Source organism: Arthrobacter sp. EPSL27 (genome assembly GCF_001512305.1).
In the GTDB taxonomy this organism is placed as follows: Bacteria; Actinomycetota; Actinomycetes; order Actinomycetales; family Micrococcaceae; genus Arthrobacter.
Map to the genome: position 1 here is coordinate 277,442 of NZ_LNUT01000004.1, position 14,815 is coordinate 292,256.

A 14,815-nucleotide genomic window follows, 5' to 3' on the forward strand; every position below is an offset into this window, starting at 1 on the left:
AGGAACGCTAGCCATGACGATCCAGCCCATCGCCCCCCAGCCCATTACGGCTGCGGGGGAGACCGCCCAGCCCGCAGCCGTGCGGGCCCCCGTGCAGACCATGGATTCGGAGGTCTTTATGTCCCTCCTGGTGGCCCAGCTCAAAAACCAGAACCCCAGCGCTCCCATGGACACCAACCAGATGATGAGCCAGACCATCCAGCTCTCCATGATGGAGAAGATGCAGGAGCTGACCACCAACAGCCAGGAGGGCTTCTCCCTGCAGATGCGGCAGGCCGCAGCCCAGCTGGTAGGCCAGTCCGTCGACTACACACTCAGCGACGGCGCCACCGGCACGGGCACCGCCAGCTCGGTGTCCTACTCCGGCGCAGTTCCGACCGTCAAGGTCGGCGACCTCTCCATCCCCCTCGACTCCATCACCGGGCTCACCGCTCCGGCCGCTTCCTGACCAGTTTTCCACCCGTAGAAAGGCAGTTCCCATGCTCCGCTCGCTGTACTCCGGAATCTCCGGCCTTCGCGCCCACCAGACCATGCTGGATGTCACCGGCAACAACATTGCCAACGTCAACACGGCCGGCTTCAAGGCGTCCTCCACCCAGTTCCAGGACACCCTGTCCCAGATGACCCAGGGAGCCTCCGGCCCGCAGGCTGAAACCGGCGGCACCAACCCGGCACAGATCGGCCTCGGCGTCCGCGTCGCCGGCGTCAGCACCAACTTCGCCCAGGGCTCCTCGCAGAGCACCGGCCGCGTCACCGACATGATGATCTCCGGCGATGGCTTCTTCGTCACCAGCAAGGGCGGCCAGCAGCTCTTCACCCGCGCCGGCGCGTTCAGCCCGGATGCTTCCGGCCAGCTGGTCAGCCCCGACGGCGGCGTCCTGCAGGGCTGGACGGCCGACCAGAGCGGTGTGGTCAACACCGGCGGTCCCGTCGGCAGCCTCGCACTCAATGCCAACAACCTGGTGCCGGCCGCCTCGACCACCGCGGTCAGCGTGGACGGCAACCTGCCCAGCGAGGGAGGTACCCTGGAGCGGGTCGTCAAAGTCCACGACGCCACCGGCGCCGAACGGAACCTCACCCTGACCTTCACCGGCGCGGGCAGTAACTGGAACGTGTCGGCCTTGGATGAGAACGGCGCCACGGGGACGGCGACACTGGGCTTTGCCGCCGGGAAGCTGGCCAGCGGCGGGTCCCTGACCGTCGGCGGCATCAACGTCAATCTTGCGGACGTCTCTGCCTTCGCCGGGACCACCTCGCTCGCGGTCAGTGGCCAGAACGGGTCCGCTGCCGGCAAGCTCGAGTCCTACACCCTTGGCAGCGACGGCTCCCTGATCGGATCCTTCAGCAACGGCGCCAAGCAGGTCCTCGCCAAGATCGCCCTGGCAAACTTCACCAACCCCGCAGGCCTGGAAAAGTCCGGGGGCTCCTCCTACGTTGCCACCGCGAACTCCGGCGGCGTGCAGCTGGGCGGCGCAGGCGACGCCGGGATCGGCAGCCTGACCAGCGGCTCCCTGGAAATGTCCAACGTGGACCTCTCCCAGGAATTCACCAACCTGATCGTGGCCCAGCGGGGCTTCCAGGCCAACGCCCGCATCATCACCACCTCCGACGAGGTGCTGCAGGAGCTGGGCAACCTCAAGCGCTAACCCTCGATCCACCCGGGAGCACCCGGCGCCCTGCCCGGGTGCCGGGTGCTCCCGCGTTTGGCGAGGGTAGGATCGGGAGGTGAAAAAACAATCCTGCAGCGCCTGCGGTTCGGCCGTGTTCTTCGAAAACTCCGCTTGCCTCAGCTGCGGAACACGCCTTGGATACCTGCGGGAGACCGGTGCCGTCGTCGTGGTGGATGAGCAGGGGAGACACCGGGACGCCTCCGGCAACGTACGCCACGTCTGCGCGAATCTTCAGCTCTCCGGCTGCACCTGGCTGGCCCCGGACGACGGCGGCCAGTGCTTCAGCTGCGACCTCACCCGCACCCGTCCAAACGACCAGGACGCCAAAGGCCTCACCCAGTTCCTGGTGGCGGAACGGGCCAAACGCCAGCTGATTGCCGAACTCGACGAGCTGCGCCTGCCGATCGTCACCCGGGCGGAGGACCCGGAAAAGGGCCTCGCCTTCGACCTGTTGTCCAGCGCCCACGAGAACGTGGTCATAGGCCACGCAGACGGCATCATCACCATCGACCTGGCGGAAAGCGATGACGCCTACCGCGAGAAGATGCGCTCACAGCTCGATGAGCCGTACCGCACCATGCTGGGCCACTTCCGGCACGAAGTGGGCCACTACTTCGAGGATGTGCTGGTCTTCGGCGATGCCAAGCAGACCCGACGCGCCCGGGAGCTCTTCGGCGACGACACCAAGGACTACCAGGCGGAAATTGACCGGCACTACTCCGAGGGCGCCCCGGCGGACTGGGAACGAAGCTACATCTCCCGGTACGCCACCATGCACCCCTACGAGGACTTTGCCGAGTGCTTCGCGCACTACCTGCATATCACCGACACCATCGACACGGCGCGGGAATACGGACTGGCCCCGACCGCGCCGAAACCCTTGCCGTTCCGCACACTGGTGTCGACCGTCTGGCTGCCGCTGTCCATCGCGCTGAACCAGGTCAACCGGAGCATGGGCAGCGGAGACCTGTACCCGTTCGTCCTCCCGGACGCCGTGATCGACAAGCTCGAGTTCGTCCACGGGCTCCGCGGGTAGGGCTCGGCCGCTCCCGTGCCCTCAGCGGACGGCGGCCCTGGCGTCCGGCCGTCCACGCTTGCCGGCCCCGCTCTCCGGATCCGTAACCGTCCGGCGCAGGGAATCCCAAAAAGCCGTGGCATCAGCGGAGCGGGGCACATTGAGGATGCCCTGCCGGGTCAGTGAATCCGTCCACTGCTGGACCAGTTCGTGGTGGAAGACGAACTCCTGGAGCGCCGTCCGCTCCGGAAGCGGCAACCCGGCGGGACCCTGACCGGACGGCAGTTGGTCGATCGCAGCCAGCAGGGACTCCAGGGTGCGCCGTGCCGTTTCCGGCCCGCGGGTCTGCTCCGGCAGGCGGCCAGCGCGCTTGGCGGTGTCGATCTCGCCCCGCAGCTTCTGGGTATACGACGCCCACGAGCGGGCCTGCCCCGGGTCGACGGGCAGGGTGCAGCCGTTGCCGGATCCGCGGGACTGGTCATACACGACGAACCGGTTCCGGCCTGCGTGCTTCGCCGCGTACATGGCCTGGTCCGCCCACTCCAGCAGGTCGTCGATCTTTTCGGACCCGGACCCGGAGGCCACGCCCACGCTGGCCGTCATGTGCAGGTCGGCCCCTGCCACGTGAACCGGCTCCGCCGCAGCCTTCATGATCCGCTGGGCCATGCCGGCCGCCAGTCCGCTCCCCGAACCGGGCAGCAATAGGGTGAACTCGTCCCCGCCGGTCCGAGCCGCGGTGTCGCCCGCACGGCAGCAGGCCTGGATACGGCGGGCCAGTTCGAGCAGGACGGCGTCGCCGGCGGCATGGCCGTAGGAATCATTCACCGGTTTGAATCCGTCAATGTCCACGGACAGCACCAGCAGCGGCTCTCCGGCCGCGGCGGCCGCGGTGAGCCGCTCGTGCAGCAGGGTGCGGTTGGCCAGCCCGGTCAGCGGATCGTGCAGGGCCTGGCTGGCGAGCCGGTCCAGCAGGACGGTCTCTTCGGCCCGGGCCCGCTCATGGATGGACCAGTGCAGGATGCTCGTGGCGCAGATGGCCAGAAACAGGGCACTGTGGATGACTCCCCACAGCAGGGGATCCTGCAGCGCGGCAGGGTGGTTGTAAACATGGCCGGGCGAGATCATTCCGAGGACGCCGTGGTGCAGGAAAACCACAACCGCTGCCGCAGCCAGCGGCGTCCAGTCCTCGTACAGGGCCACGATCGGGACCATGATGAAGAACAGGAAGTGCGCTTCGATGGTGCCTGAGGCGTGGACGGCGATGGCCGCCACCGCCATCAGGGCGACCGCGCTGAGGGTTGCGCGGGGCCGCCGTCCCCAGCGGGCTCCCACCGCGACCGCCGCCAACCCGGACGGCAGGGCCGCCTCCAGCAGCGCATGGGCCGGATCCGTTCCCTGAAGGACCGCGAAGGCGGCGACGGCGAGGGCCGAGGCCAGCACGAACCCTGCAATCATCCGGTGGCGGAACGCCCACGCAGCCTCCGGCAGTCTGGAACCGCGGGGAAAAAAGCTGCCGATCGCGCGAAGCCACTGCGGTGCCACGGAGACGCTCCCAAGGTGTGAGGTGAGATTCGACGCTTTGATCGAACCCGCGCCGCGATGGTGCTGACAGACCACTGTAGCCATTGGAAGCCGATGTGACGCGCGTTACGGCCCTGAGCCGCGCTTTTGGGTAGCCGCCGGCGCCCGGCGCCTAACGGATCTGCCCGTGCTGCCGACAGTAGCTATAAGAACATCTACACCTACCAGCAGAGCAGAATCGGCCCATGATCGTCGTCACACGCCTCAACGGAACGCGCTTCGCGGTCAATCCGGACCTGATCGAGCGCATCCATGAGAGCCCCGACACCCACCTGGTGACCCTCGACGGCGCCGCCTACGTGGTGCTCGAAAGCCTCGCCGAGGTAGTGGAACTCATTGCCGACTACCGGGCGTATGTCCTGAGCAAAGCCCGGGACTTCCCCGCTGTGACAGGGTATCCGCTGAGCCTCGTGCCGCCGTCGGACCCCGAGGAAGACGTCCGCCCCGTACCTGAGCCACCAAGAAAGTAACCCATGGATCCCGCAACAGCCATAGGGCTGCTCCTCGCCTTTGGCTCCCTCATCGTGATGGTCCTGCTCGAAGGCGGCAGCCTCTCGTCCCTGCTGCTGCCCGCCCCGATGATCCTCGTTTTTGGTGCCACCCTGGCCATCGGCCTTGCCGGGAACACCCTCAAGGACGTCATCCAGGCATTCAAGGCAGTGCCGGGGATGTTCATGGGGAAAACCGCCAAGCCGCAGGACAGCATCGATCAGATGGTCCGGTTCGCGGAGAAGGCACGCAGCGAGGGGCTGCTGTCCCTTGAGGAGGAAGCCGCCAGCGTCAATGACCCCTTCCTTGCCCGGGCCCTGCAAAACATCGCGGACGGCACCGACGCCGAGGACCTGCGGATGCAGATGGAAGATGAAATCGACACCAAGGCCCGCAGTGACCACTCCGCGTCGAAATTCTTCGCGTCCCTCGGCGGCTACGCCCCCACTGTCGGTATCGTCGGAACCGTGGTCTCCCTGACCCACGTCCTGGAAAACCTCTCCCAGCCGGACGAGCTGGGGCACATGATTGCCGCCGCGTTCGTGGCCACGCTCTGGGGCCTGCTCTCGGCCAACTTCATCTGGCTGCCGTTCAGTTCCCGCCTGGCCCGGCTGTCCGAACTGGACATTGAACGCCGGACGCTGCTCATGGAAGGCATGCTGGCCGTGCAGGCCGGGGCGCAGCCGCTGCTTCTTGCCGAACGGCTCCGCTCCATGGTTCCCGAGCACCAGCTCAAGAGTTCCGACAGCGGCCGCAAACCCGCGACGGGCACCGCCGAAACTATGGACAGCGCCGCGTGAGCGGCCGCCGGCGCCCCCGCAAGAAACCGGAAGAACACCACGTCGACGAACGCTGGATGGCGTCCTACATGGACATGGTGACGGTGCTGATGTGCCTGTTCATCGTCCTTTACGCCATGTCTACGGTGGACGCCAACAAGTTCGAGAAGCTGCGCAATTCCCTCGCCACCGGCTTCGGGGCTGTCGCGAGCGAAACCATCGACACCGCTGAGGGCACCGTGGTGCCGCCGGAACTTGTGGACGAACAGCTGGAGGCCTTCGCGGCGTCCCAGGCGGCGCAGCCCCATACGCCGCCCGATGCCCTTGAATCGGCGCTCAAAGAAGTAGACCGGCTGCGTGCCCTCGAGGACCAGATGAAGGCAGAGCTGGCGGCGGCCGGCCTGAGCGAAAACGTGGAGTTCCAGATCGACCAGCGCGGGCTCACCGTCAAGCTTGTCGGCTCCCAGACGTTCTTCGCCCCGGACCGGCCGGAGCTCACCGAGAGGGCATCCCAGGTCCTGAGAGTCATCTCCCCGATCTTGGGGCCGGCGGCCATGGAGATCATGGTCGAGGGCCACGCCGCCAACGGCGTCACCGCCTACCCTTCGACGTGGGAGCTGTCCTCGGCGCGTGCCGTGAACGTCCTGCGCTTTATGGTGGACCGCGGCGGAATTGCCCCGGGCGCCATCGGAGCCGTCGCCTTCGGCTCCGCGCGGCAGGTCAACGACGATTCCACGCCGGAGCTGATGGAACTGAACCGCCGGGTGGACATCGTGGTCATCTCAGACCAGCCCGACGTCGTGCGGGCCCTGATTCCGGAAGTGCTCAAGCACAGCCAGAAATAGGCTGGTTATTGCCTGTGGGGAACTGCTTACCGCGGCGGAACCCCTGCCGATAGTGGCAACCGTGAGTGTTTTGGATGAGCAGGATGTGGCGCGGGAGCGGACGGTCAGCGTCTACGACTTCCGCCGTCCCGCGACGCTCGCCCGGGAACACAGCCGCGTTCTGGAGCTCGCCTTCGAAACCTATGCCCGCCAGTGGGGAACGCAGCTGACCGCCAAGGTCAGGGTCAAATCCGTGGTGCGGCTCGAAGACGTCAGCATGCTCAGCTACGACGAGTACGCGGCCTCACTTCCCGCGGTCACCGCCATGGTGCTGTGCACCGTGGAGGGACACGATTCCAAACTGGTGGTGCAGTTCCCCGCCCCGGCCGCCCTCGGCTGGGTCAACCGCATGCTGGGAGCCTCCAACGACTCGCCCATGCCGGACCGCAAGTTCACCCAGATTGAACAGGCTCTGGTCAAGGGCCTCATGGACGAGGCCCTTGAAGACCTCGGCTACTCATTGGGGCCGCTGCTGAGTGAATCCGTGCGGGTGGACACCATCCAGTACAACTCCCAGTTCGCCCAGGCCGCAGCCCCCAGCGAATTGATGATCGTCGCGGCGTTCACCATGAACGTCGGCGACATGAGCGCCCCCGCCACGCTAGCCGTTCCGGCCGGCCTGCTGCTGGGCAGGCTCAAAAAGGTCAACCCGACCGACAACCGCGGTGACGCCGCCGCCCGCGTCTCCGCCCAGCTGGAGCGCGTTCCGGTGGAGCTGTCGGTCCGGCTCTCAACATCATTTGTCACCCCCAGCCAGGTCCTGGGTCTCGCCGTGGGCGACGTCCTGACCCTCCCGCACCTGGAGAACCGGCCGTTCGACCTCACCCTGGACGGCACCCGGCTCGCCACTGCCGCCCCTGCACGCAACGGGTCCCGCGCGGCAGCCGTCATTGTCACAATCGAGGAGAATCACCGATGAGCATCACCCTGACCAGGCACGAATCGTCGGCGGAACGGCTCGTTGAAGAACTGCCGACCCCTGTTGCCCTCAAGGTGCTGGCCCTGGTGCCGGCCCGGGCTGCGGCGGCCCACGCCCGCCAGGCGGTCACTGCAACCTTCGTCGGCTCCGTCACTGCCGACCTCGCGCTCATGTTGAGCGACCGGACATTCCTCGACGAAGCAGCCGGCGGCATGGCCGGAACCCAGTCCGGCGTCGTATCTGTGACCGATGTGCTGCGCCCCGCCATGGAAAGCGCCAGCTCCGTGTTCGGCGCCGGCGTCCTGAGCGACCTGCGCGAGTCCGACGCCTCCGGGCTGCTTTCGGACCCGGACACAGCGGTTTTCGAACTCTCCGACGGCGTCAACGCCGCCGCCTGGTTCGCCGTCCGCCTCCGCGAGCACAGCACCAGCCAGGACCGCGCCGGTGACGTCCTCGCCGGGGGCGAGGCCGTCGCCGGCCGGCTCGGGCGGATCAACAACATTGAAATGGCCCTGACCGTGGAGATCGGGCGCACCCGCATGTCGGTGCGGGACGTGCTGTCACTGGAACCGGGCAAGATCATCGAACTCGACCGCTCCGACGGCGGCCCGGCCGACGTCCTGCTCAACGGCAGGCTGATCGCCCACGGCGAGGTGGTGGTCCTGGACCAGGACTACGCCGTCCGGATCACGCGCATCCTCGACGTCGCCGAGGGACTCAGCTGAATGGATGCACTGATCCTCGGGCTGCGGGTCTTCGTAGCCCTGGGCGCGGTGCTTGGCCTCATGTGGTACCTGCAACGCCGGCTCGGCAAAGGCACGGGACGGCGGAGGGCTGACCGCGCGTTGACCGTCGTCAGCCGGCAAAGCGTGGGCCAGAAGGCCTCCGTGGTGGTGGTCGACGCCGCCGGGCAGCGATTCCTGCTCGGCGTCACAGAGCACGCCGTCAACGTCCTGCACACCGGGGACATCCCGGCCGACGCGGAAGAAGCGGCCGCGCCCGAGCCCCGGCGCGGTAGCGGCGATTTCGCCCGGGTGCTGTCCGGCCTCGCCCCGCTGCCGATCGGGCAGGCCGCTTTCGAGGAACTCCCCGAGGGCAGCGGCGAGCCGGCAGCTTCCGACGCCGGAGGCCCCCCGCTGTCCCGCCGCAGCACGCTGCACCGGAACTCCCACGCGCGCGGACCCGCGCTGCGCGGCACCGCGTCCGGGCATGCGCCCCTGCACGGTTCGATTCTTGCCGGCTCCACCTGGAAGCAGGCCGCCGCCGCTCTCAGGAGCGGACGCCGCAATTGACCCGCTTTCTCACATCCCGCCCGGCTGCCCTCCCCCCGGCCAGGACCGCGGCCCTGGGCGTGGCCGCCGTCCTGCTCACGGCGCTGCTGCTGTGGCTGAGCGCATCGGCCGGCCACACCGCACCCATTGACCCCATCCCGCCGGTGGCCCCGACGGACCCTGCCAACCCGGGCGGCGGCAGCGTCAACATCGAGATCAACGGACTGGACGGGAAACCTTCGACGGCGGTCCTGACCCTCATCGGCATCACGCTGCTGTCGGTGGCACCGGCGCTGCTCTTGATGATGACATCGTTCACCAAGATCTTCGTGGTGCTGGCCATGACCCGCAACGCCCTGTCGCTGCCATCCATCCCGCCGAACCAGGTCCTCGCCGGCCTGGCCCTTTTCCTGTCCATCTTTGTCATGTGGCCGGTCATCAACGAGATGAACACGGCCGGGATCCAGCCGTACTTGAACGGCACCCTGGACTTCAACGGCGCCGTCGGCGCCGCGAGCGGCCCGCTCCAGCAGTTCATGCTGGCCCACACCCGGGAAGAGGACATCGCCCTGATGTCCCGGGCGGCGGCCGCGGAGAACCCGGCCACCCCCGAGGCTGTCCCCATGCAGACCCTCATCCCGGCCTTCATGATCTCGGAACTGCGGGCCGCCTTCATTATCGGCTTCGTCATCTTCATCCCGTTCCTGGTGATCGACCTCGTGGTCTCCGCGGCCTTGATGTCCATGGGCATGATGATGCTCCCGCCGGTGATGATTTCGCTGCCCTTCAAGATCCTGCTTTTCGTCCTCGTCGACGGCTGGGGCCTGATCATCACCTCGCTCATCCAAAGCTATGCAGGCACCGGATGAACGCCAACGCCGTCCTGGACATCTGCCTCCAGGCGATGATCGTCGCGGCCAAGCTCTCCGCGCCCGTGCTGGTGACAGCACTCGTCGTCGGGCTGGCCATCGCGCTGCTGCAGTCCATCACCCAGCTGCAGGAAGCCACCCTGTCCTTTGTGCCCAAGGCCGCAGCTGTGGCGGTGGCCCTGGTGATCTGCGGCCACTGGATGATCTCGGAGATGGTCGCGTTCACCAACGACCTTTTCGACAAGATTCCGGCCCTGCTCGGGGGCCTGTGAGGTGGGCATACCGATCGACCCGACGTGGCTCGAGGCGGTTCTGCTGGCCACCGTCCGGATGACGGCATTCCTGATCGTGGCGCCGCCCTTCGCCTACCAGGCGTTCCCCGGCCGCGTGAAGGCCATGCTCGGGGTGGGGCTCGGACTGGCCGTCTCCCAGTGGGTGTCCGCCGGGTACACGCCCCGCGATACCGCCGGTTTTCTCACCGGGGTGGTCCTGGAACTGGTCACCGGGCTGGCCCTCGGGTTCCTGGTGCTGGTCATCTTCTCGGCCGTCCAGTCCGCCGGCAGCCTGATCGACCTCTTCAGCGGCTTCCAGCTGGCCCAGAGTTTTGACCCGCAGATGAACGTCAACGGGGCCCAGTTCACCCGGCTGATGCAGATGGCCGCACTGGCGCTGCTGTTCGCCTCCGACGGCTACCAGCTGGTCATCACCGGCCTCACCGGCAGCTTCGTGGCCCTCCCGCTGGCCGGCGGCATCGACCTGGCCCAGCCGGTGCAGGCCATGACGACGGCGGTCACCGGCATGTTCCTCGCCGCCGTCCAGATCGCCGGGCCGCTGGTTGTGGTGCTTTTCCTCGCCGACGTCGGCCTCGGCCTGCTGACCCGGGTGGCCCCGGCGCTCAACGCCTTCTCCCTCGGGTTCCCGCTCAAGATCCTGATGACGCTTATGCTCGCCGGGTTCATGTTCCTGGCACTGCCCAGGATCGTCTCCAGCCTCGCCAACCAGGCCGCCAAGACAGTGCTGGGGGTGGGCTGATGTCGGATTCGCAGGAAAAAACCGAGGAAGCCACCGACAAACGCATGAAAGAGGTCCGCTCCAAGGGCCAGCTTTCGCGCTCCCAGGACCTCACCGCGTGGGTGGGTGTCGGTGCCGCTGCCATCATGATCCCGGGCACCGTCGAACGGGCCTCCAATGCCGCCACGGACCAGCTGTTCAGCGTCCGCGGCATTATTGCCGCCCCGGACCCGGGCGCAGCACTGAAGGCCCTCGAAGACGGGCTCGCCTCCATTGCCGGAATTGCCGGGCCCATGCTGATCGTGGTGTTCGTCGTGGTCCTCGCCGGGGCCGCACTTCAGGGCGGCGTGCATCTGAAGAAATTCAAACCGGATTTCGAGCACTTCAAGCTTCTCAGCGGCTTGAAACGCGTCTTCGGAGCCCAGGCGATCTGGGGCGGACTCAAGGCGCTGCTGAAGGCAACCGTTGTGGGTTTAGTTCTTTACAGCGTGGTGCAGGGACTGGTTCCGGTGCTGCTCACTGCCGGCGGCATGCCGGTTGCCGGTGTCGTGCAGGCTGCCGGCGGCGGTGTTGCCTCGTTGGTCCAGTTCGCCGTGGCAGCCGGCATTGTGCTGGCCGCGGCTGACTTCTTCGTCGTTATGCGACGCAACCGGAAGAAGACCCGGATGTCCAAGAAGGAAGTCCAGGACGAAAACAAAAACAGCGAAGGCGATCCGCTGATCCGGTCACAGCGGAGGGCGCGGCAGATGGCGATGAGCCGGAACCGCATGATCGCAGCGATCGGGGATGCCGACGTCGTGCTGGTTAACCCCACGCACTTCGCGGTGGCGCTCAAATACGAACCCGGAAAGTCCGCGCCCCGCGTGGTGGCCAAGGGATCCGGCCATGTGGCGGCCAAGATCCGCGAAGAGGCCGAAGCCAAAAACGTGCCGATGGTCCAAGACATCCCCCTGACCCGGGCCCTGCACGGCGCCTGTGAACTGGGCCAGGAGATCCCGGTGGACTTCTACCGGGCCGTGGCCGGCGTCCTCGCCTTCGTGATGTCGCTCAAGGCCCGCGGCGCCGCCCGCGGCCTGCACCGGATGGCACCCGCCACGTGAACACCCCTCCCGCCAGCGTCTGTGAAAGGACCGCACCATGAAGAACAAGCTCGCTCCGCTGGCCGTGCCCATCGGCATCGTCGGCATTGTGCTGCTGCTGGTTGTTCCGGTGCCCGCGCCGCTGCTGGACATCCTGATCGTCTGCAACATCCTGCTGGCGCTGCTGGTGCTGCTGACCAGCATGTTCGTCAAGAAGCCGCTGGACTTCTCCGTTTTCCCTTCACTGCTGCTGGTTGCCACGCTGTTCCGGCTGGGCCTGAACGTCGCCTCCACCCGGCTGGTGCTGGGGGAGGGGTACGCCGGGCAGGTCATCGAAGCCTTCGGCCACGTGACGGTGGGCGGGTCCATGATCATCGGCGCCGTCGTCTTCCTCATCCTGCTCGTCATCCAGTTCGTCGTGGTCACCAAGGGCGCCGAACGTGTGGCTGAAGTCGGGGCGCGCTTCACCCTGGACGCCATGCCGGGCAAGCAGATGGCGATCGACGCCGACCTCAACGCGGGCCTGATCACGGACACCCAGGCCCGGGAACGCCGGGCCGAAGTGTCGGCCGAGGCGGATTTCTACGGGGCCATGGACGGAGCCTCGAAGTTCGTCAAGGGCGACGCCATCGCCGGGCTAATCATCATCATCATCAACTTCGTCGGCGGCATCGCGATCGGCATGCTGCAGCGCGGCCAGGAAATCGGCGAGGCCGTCAGCACCTACGGCATCCTGACCATGGGCGACGGCCTCGTCACCCAGATCCCGGCCCTCCTCATGGCCGTCTCCACGGGCATGATCGTGACCCGGTCCAACGCGGAATCGGACATGGGCCGCACATCGTCGACCCAGCTGATGCAGTCGCCCAACGCCTTGATGATCGCGGGGGTCGCCGCCGTCGCCATGGCCCTGATTCCGGGCATGCCGCCCCTGCCGTTCCTCCTGGTCGGTGCGGGTCTGATCTTCGCCTCACGCCGGATCGCAGCGCAGAAGGCCCAGGAGGAGAAGACCCTCGCCGCCGAGGCGAACGCCTTGAACTCCCCGGAAATGGACCCGAACGAGAAGCTGCTGGAGGACATGCGCATCCACCCTGTTGAAATCCTCCTCGCCCCGGACCTCGTGGACATGGTCTCCGGCGCCTCGGACGATCTCTTGGCCAGGGTCCGGTCCCTGCGGCACAAAATCGCCATGGAACTGGGCCTGGTCATCCCTCCGGTCCGCACCCGGGACAGCGTGGACCTGCCTCCGGCGAGCTACTCGATCCGGATCGCCGGCGTCGAGGCGGGCGCCGGCACCGCCCCCGGCGGGCAGATGCTGGCACTGGGCGACAGCCTCGACTCGCTTCCCGGCGCCGCGATGATCGAACCCGTGTTCGGACTCGCCGGCAAGTGGATCCCGGCAGAAATGCGCCACAACGCGGAAATGACCGGCGCCACCGTCATTGACAGGGTCTCCGTCCTGGTCACCCACCTGTCCTCGATCGTCACGGCCAACGCTGCCCGGCTGCTGTCCCGCGAGGACGTCCGGGTCCTGACCGAGGGGGTACGGAAACAGAGCCCGTCCGCCGTCGACGAGCTCACCCCGGCCCTGCTCTCCCTCGCGGAGCTGCAGCGCGTCCTGCAGGGCCTGCTGGACGAGCAGGTGCCGATCAACGACCTGGCCAGGATCTACGAGGCGCTGACCCTCCGCGCCAAGGTCTCCACGGACCCGGAATCGCTGGTCGAAGCCGCACGCCAGGCCCTCGGCCCTGCCCTGACAGCCAAGTTCATGGACGGCCCGGCGCTGAACGTGATCATGATCGACCCCGTCCTGGAGCAGCACATGCTCGAAGACATGCGCCCCGCCGAGGGCGGGAGCCAGATCGTGATGGCCCAGGACAAGCTCGACGCCGTGCTCCGCTCGCTGCGTGCCGCCGTCGACTCCGCAGCAGCCGCCAGCCGTCCGGCCGTGCTGGTCTGCGCCCCGGCACTCCGCCCAGCCATCCGTCGCCTGGTGGGGGCGCAACCAGGGTCCGTGCCGGTCCTGTCCTACCGCGAGGTCACCTCCGCCAACGTCCGGATCGAAACAGTAGGAGTCGTTCGCCATGCAGAACCGCTTTCGGCTTAAGGGCGCTTCGCTCGATGAGATCCGGCGCAAGGCGGAAAAGCGGCATGGTCCTGCCGCCCGGATTGTCTCGGCGGAACGCATCATCAGCCCCGGAATCGCCGGGCTCTTCGCCGGCGACCGCTATGAGGCGATCATTGAGGTAGCGGTGGAACACCAGGTGGTCACCGGAGAGGTAGTCCCCGATCCCGATATTCTGGCCGAGACGGACGCGCCGCCCTCGCAGGCAGCGAAACCAGCGCCGTCTGCCGCGTCTGCCGCGTCTGCCCCGGCCGGCGGGCAGGGGCGGCCCCCCGTGCCGCCCGCTCCCGCCCATCAGCTAAAGAGCGCAGCAATCGCCGCGCTGCTTGAGGAAGCCGACGCCGCCGAAGCCGTCCTGCACCGGCCCGGACCCTCGGGGCTTTCGACGGAGTCCCCGGACTTCGCTGAACTGCTCGAACAGCTCGGCGCCGGCCTGCGCAGCCCGTCCGCGGACGACCCCGCCACCCCGGCCACCACCGTTGCTGCGGCCCCCGCACCGGCCACCACCGTGGCTGCCGCCCCAGCCCCGGCCACACCCGGGGCTGCGGCACCCGCCACAGCGTCCGCGCCCGCCCGGCTGTCCCAACCAGTACCGACCCCGCTGAGCGGAACCGGCGATTTGGTGGTGCTCGTCGGGCTGGGCGATGACGCGCTGGACATGGCCCTGGCCATGTCCACAGCCGCCGGCGGCGCCGATGTCCGCACGGCGGGAAAGCTCTCCGCCTATGGACACCTGCACGTGGACGGCCGCCAGGGCGCCACCGCGGCCCGGGCCCACGCGGTCATGACCGACCAGACCGTGCTGGTGGCTTTCGGCCTGGGAAAGGCCCGGGACGCGCTTGCCCGGCTCCAGTCCATCGTCGCACTGTCCCCGGACCAGGTGTGGGTCGTGGTCGACGCCGGGCGGAAGCCGGAGGACTCGGCGCGCTGGGTGGAGGTCCTGGCCGCCCAGCTGGACATCACCGCCGTAGCGGTCGTCGGGGCGGCTGAGACGGGCAGCCCCGAAACCGTCAACACGCTTGGCCTGCCCGTAGGCTGGATCGACTCCGGCCCGGCCCGCTTGGCCGCGATCTGATGGTCTGCACAAAACATTCACAGGCAGCAGGATCCGTCCGCAGCCCCG

16 protein-coding genes are annotated in these 14,815 nt (G+C 67.6%); 15 read left to right on the forward strand and 1 reads right to left on the reverse strand.

Going from position 1 to position 14,815, the window contains the following annotated elements; all coding sequences use genetic code 11:
• Window positions 1-13: 13 nt before the first annotated feature.
• From AR539_RS06050 to AR539_RS06060, 3 genes are all read left to right on the forward strand, one after another.
• On the forward strand, window positions 14-448 hold the full coding sequence (locus AR539_RS06050) for a flagellar hook assembly protein FlgD (RefSeq protein ID WP_066433626.1): 435 nt from the start codon (window positions 14-16) through the stop codon (window positions 446-448).
• Window positions 449-479: 31 nt separating this feature from the next.
• Entirely contained in the window at window positions 480-1,646 is a 1,167-nt protein-coding gene (locus AR539_RS06055) for a flagellar hook protein FlgE (RefSeq protein ID WP_066433631.1), read from the forward strand.
• 79 nt (window positions 1,647-1,725) lie between these two features.
• On the forward strand, window positions 1,726-2,706 hold the full coding sequence (locus AR539_RS06060; protein ID WP_066433635.1) for a zinc-binding metallopeptidase family protein: 981 nt from the start codon (window positions 1,726-1,728) through the stop codon (window positions 2,704-2,706).
• A 21-nt stretch (window positions 2,707-2,727) separates the two neighbouring features.
• On the opposite strand, the gene AR539_RS06065 is transcribed toward AR539_RS06060, so the two are convergent.
• The gene (locus AR539_RS06065; RefSeq protein WP_197410570.1) at window positions 2,728-4,227 is read right to left on the reverse strand and encodes a GGDEF domain-containing protein; all 1,500 of its coding nucleotides are present in this window, start codon (window positions 4,225-4,227) and stop codon (window positions 2,728-2,730) included.
• 224 nt (window positions 4,228-4,451) lie between these two features.
• On the opposite strand from AR539_RS06065, the gene AR539_RS06070 reads away from it, so the two are divergent.
• The 12 genes from AR539_RS06070 to AR539_RS06125 all read left to right on the forward strand — a co-directional run bounded on the left by AR539_RS06070 (window position 4,452) and on the right by AR539_RS06125 (window position 14,767).
• Window positions 4,452-4,736 carry a flagellar FlbD family protein gene (locus AR539_RS06070; protein ID WP_066433641.1) on the forward strand — a complete coding sequence of 95 codons (285 nt, stop codon included), beginning with the start codon at window positions 4,452-4,454 and terminating at the stop codon, window positions 4,734-4,736.
• Window positions 4,737-4,739: 3 nt separating this feature from the next.
• The gene (locus AR539_RS06075) at window positions 4,740-5,555 is read left to right on the forward strand and encodes a motility protein A (RefSeq protein WP_066433644.1); all 816 of its coding nucleotides are present in this window, start codon (window positions 4,740-4,742) and stop codon (window positions 5,553-5,555) included.
• On the forward strand, window positions 5,552-6,379 hold the full coding sequence (locus tag AR539_RS06080; protein ID WP_066433645.1) for an OmpA/MotB family protein: 828 nt from the start codon (window positions 5,552-5,554) through the stop codon (window positions 6,377-6,379). Before AR539_RS06075 ends, AR539_RS06080 begins: the two co-directional genes overlap by 4 nt.
• A gap of 61 nt (window positions 6,380-6,440) precedes the next feature.
• Window positions 6,441-7,337, forward strand: a complete 897-nt coding sequence (locus AR539_RS06085; protein ID WP_231728504.1) for a flagellar motor switch protein FliM — start codon at window positions 6,441-6,443, stop codon at window positions 7,335-7,337.
• On the forward strand, window positions 7,334-8,062 hold the full coding sequence (fliN, locus tag AR539_RS06090) for a flagellar motor switch protein FliN (RefSeq protein ID WP_066433649.1): 729 nt from the start codon (window positions 7,334-7,336) through the stop codon (window positions 8,060-8,062). The genes AR539_RS06085 and fliN overlap by 4 nt, the downstream gene beginning before the upstream one ends.
• A complete protein-coding gene (gene fliO, locus AR539_RS06095; RefSeq protein ID WP_066433653.1) occupies window positions 8,063-8,629 on the forward strand; it encodes a flagellar biosynthetic protein FliO in 567 nt (188 codons plus the stop codon).
• The gene (gene fliP / locus AR539_RS06100; protein ID WP_066433656.1) at window positions 8,626-9,477 is read left to right on the forward strand and encodes a flagellar type III secretion system pore protein FliP; all 852 of its coding nucleotides are present in this window, start codon (window positions 8,626-8,628) and stop codon (window positions 9,475-9,477) included. The genes fliO and fliP overlap by 4 nt, the downstream gene beginning before the upstream one ends.
• Window positions 9,474-9,749 carry a flagellar biosynthesis protein FliQ gene (gene fliQ, locus AR539_RS06105; protein WP_066433659.1) on the forward strand — a complete coding sequence of 92 codons (276 nt, stop codon included), beginning with the start codon at window positions 9,474-9,476 and terminating at the stop codon, window positions 9,747-9,749. Before fliP ends, fliQ begins: the two co-directional genes overlap by 4 nt.
• Window position 9,750: 1 nt before the next feature.
• Window positions 9,751-10,509, forward strand: coding sequence for a flagellar biosynthetic protein FliR (locus tag AR539_RS06110; protein ID WP_066433661.1), 759 nt, complete (start codon window positions 9,751-9,753; stop codon window positions 10,507-10,509).
• The gene (locus AR539_RS06115; RefSeq protein WP_066433664.1) at window positions 10,509-11,588 is read left to right on the forward strand and encodes an EscU/YscU/HrcU family type III secretion system export apparatus switch protein; all 1,080 of its coding nucleotides are present in this window, start codon (window positions 10,509-10,511) and stop codon (window positions 11,586-11,588) included. The genes AR539_RS06110 and AR539_RS06115 overlap by 1 nt, the downstream gene beginning before the upstream one ends.
• 37 nt (window positions 11,589-11,625) lie before the next feature.
• Window positions 11,626-13,674, forward strand: coding sequence for a flagellar biosynthesis protein FlhA (locus AR539_RS06120; RefSeq protein ID WP_066433668.1), 2,049 nt, complete (start codon window positions 11,626-11,628; stop codon window positions 13,672-13,674).
• Complete coding sequence (locus AR539_RS06125) at window positions 13,652-14,767, forward strand: hypothetical protein (protein WP_066433671.1); 1,116 nt, start codon at window positions 13,652-13,654, stop codon at window positions 14,765-14,767. The genes AR539_RS06120 and AR539_RS06125 overlap by 23 nt, the downstream gene beginning before the upstream one ends.
• Window positions 14,768-14,815 lie beyond the last annotated feature (48 nt).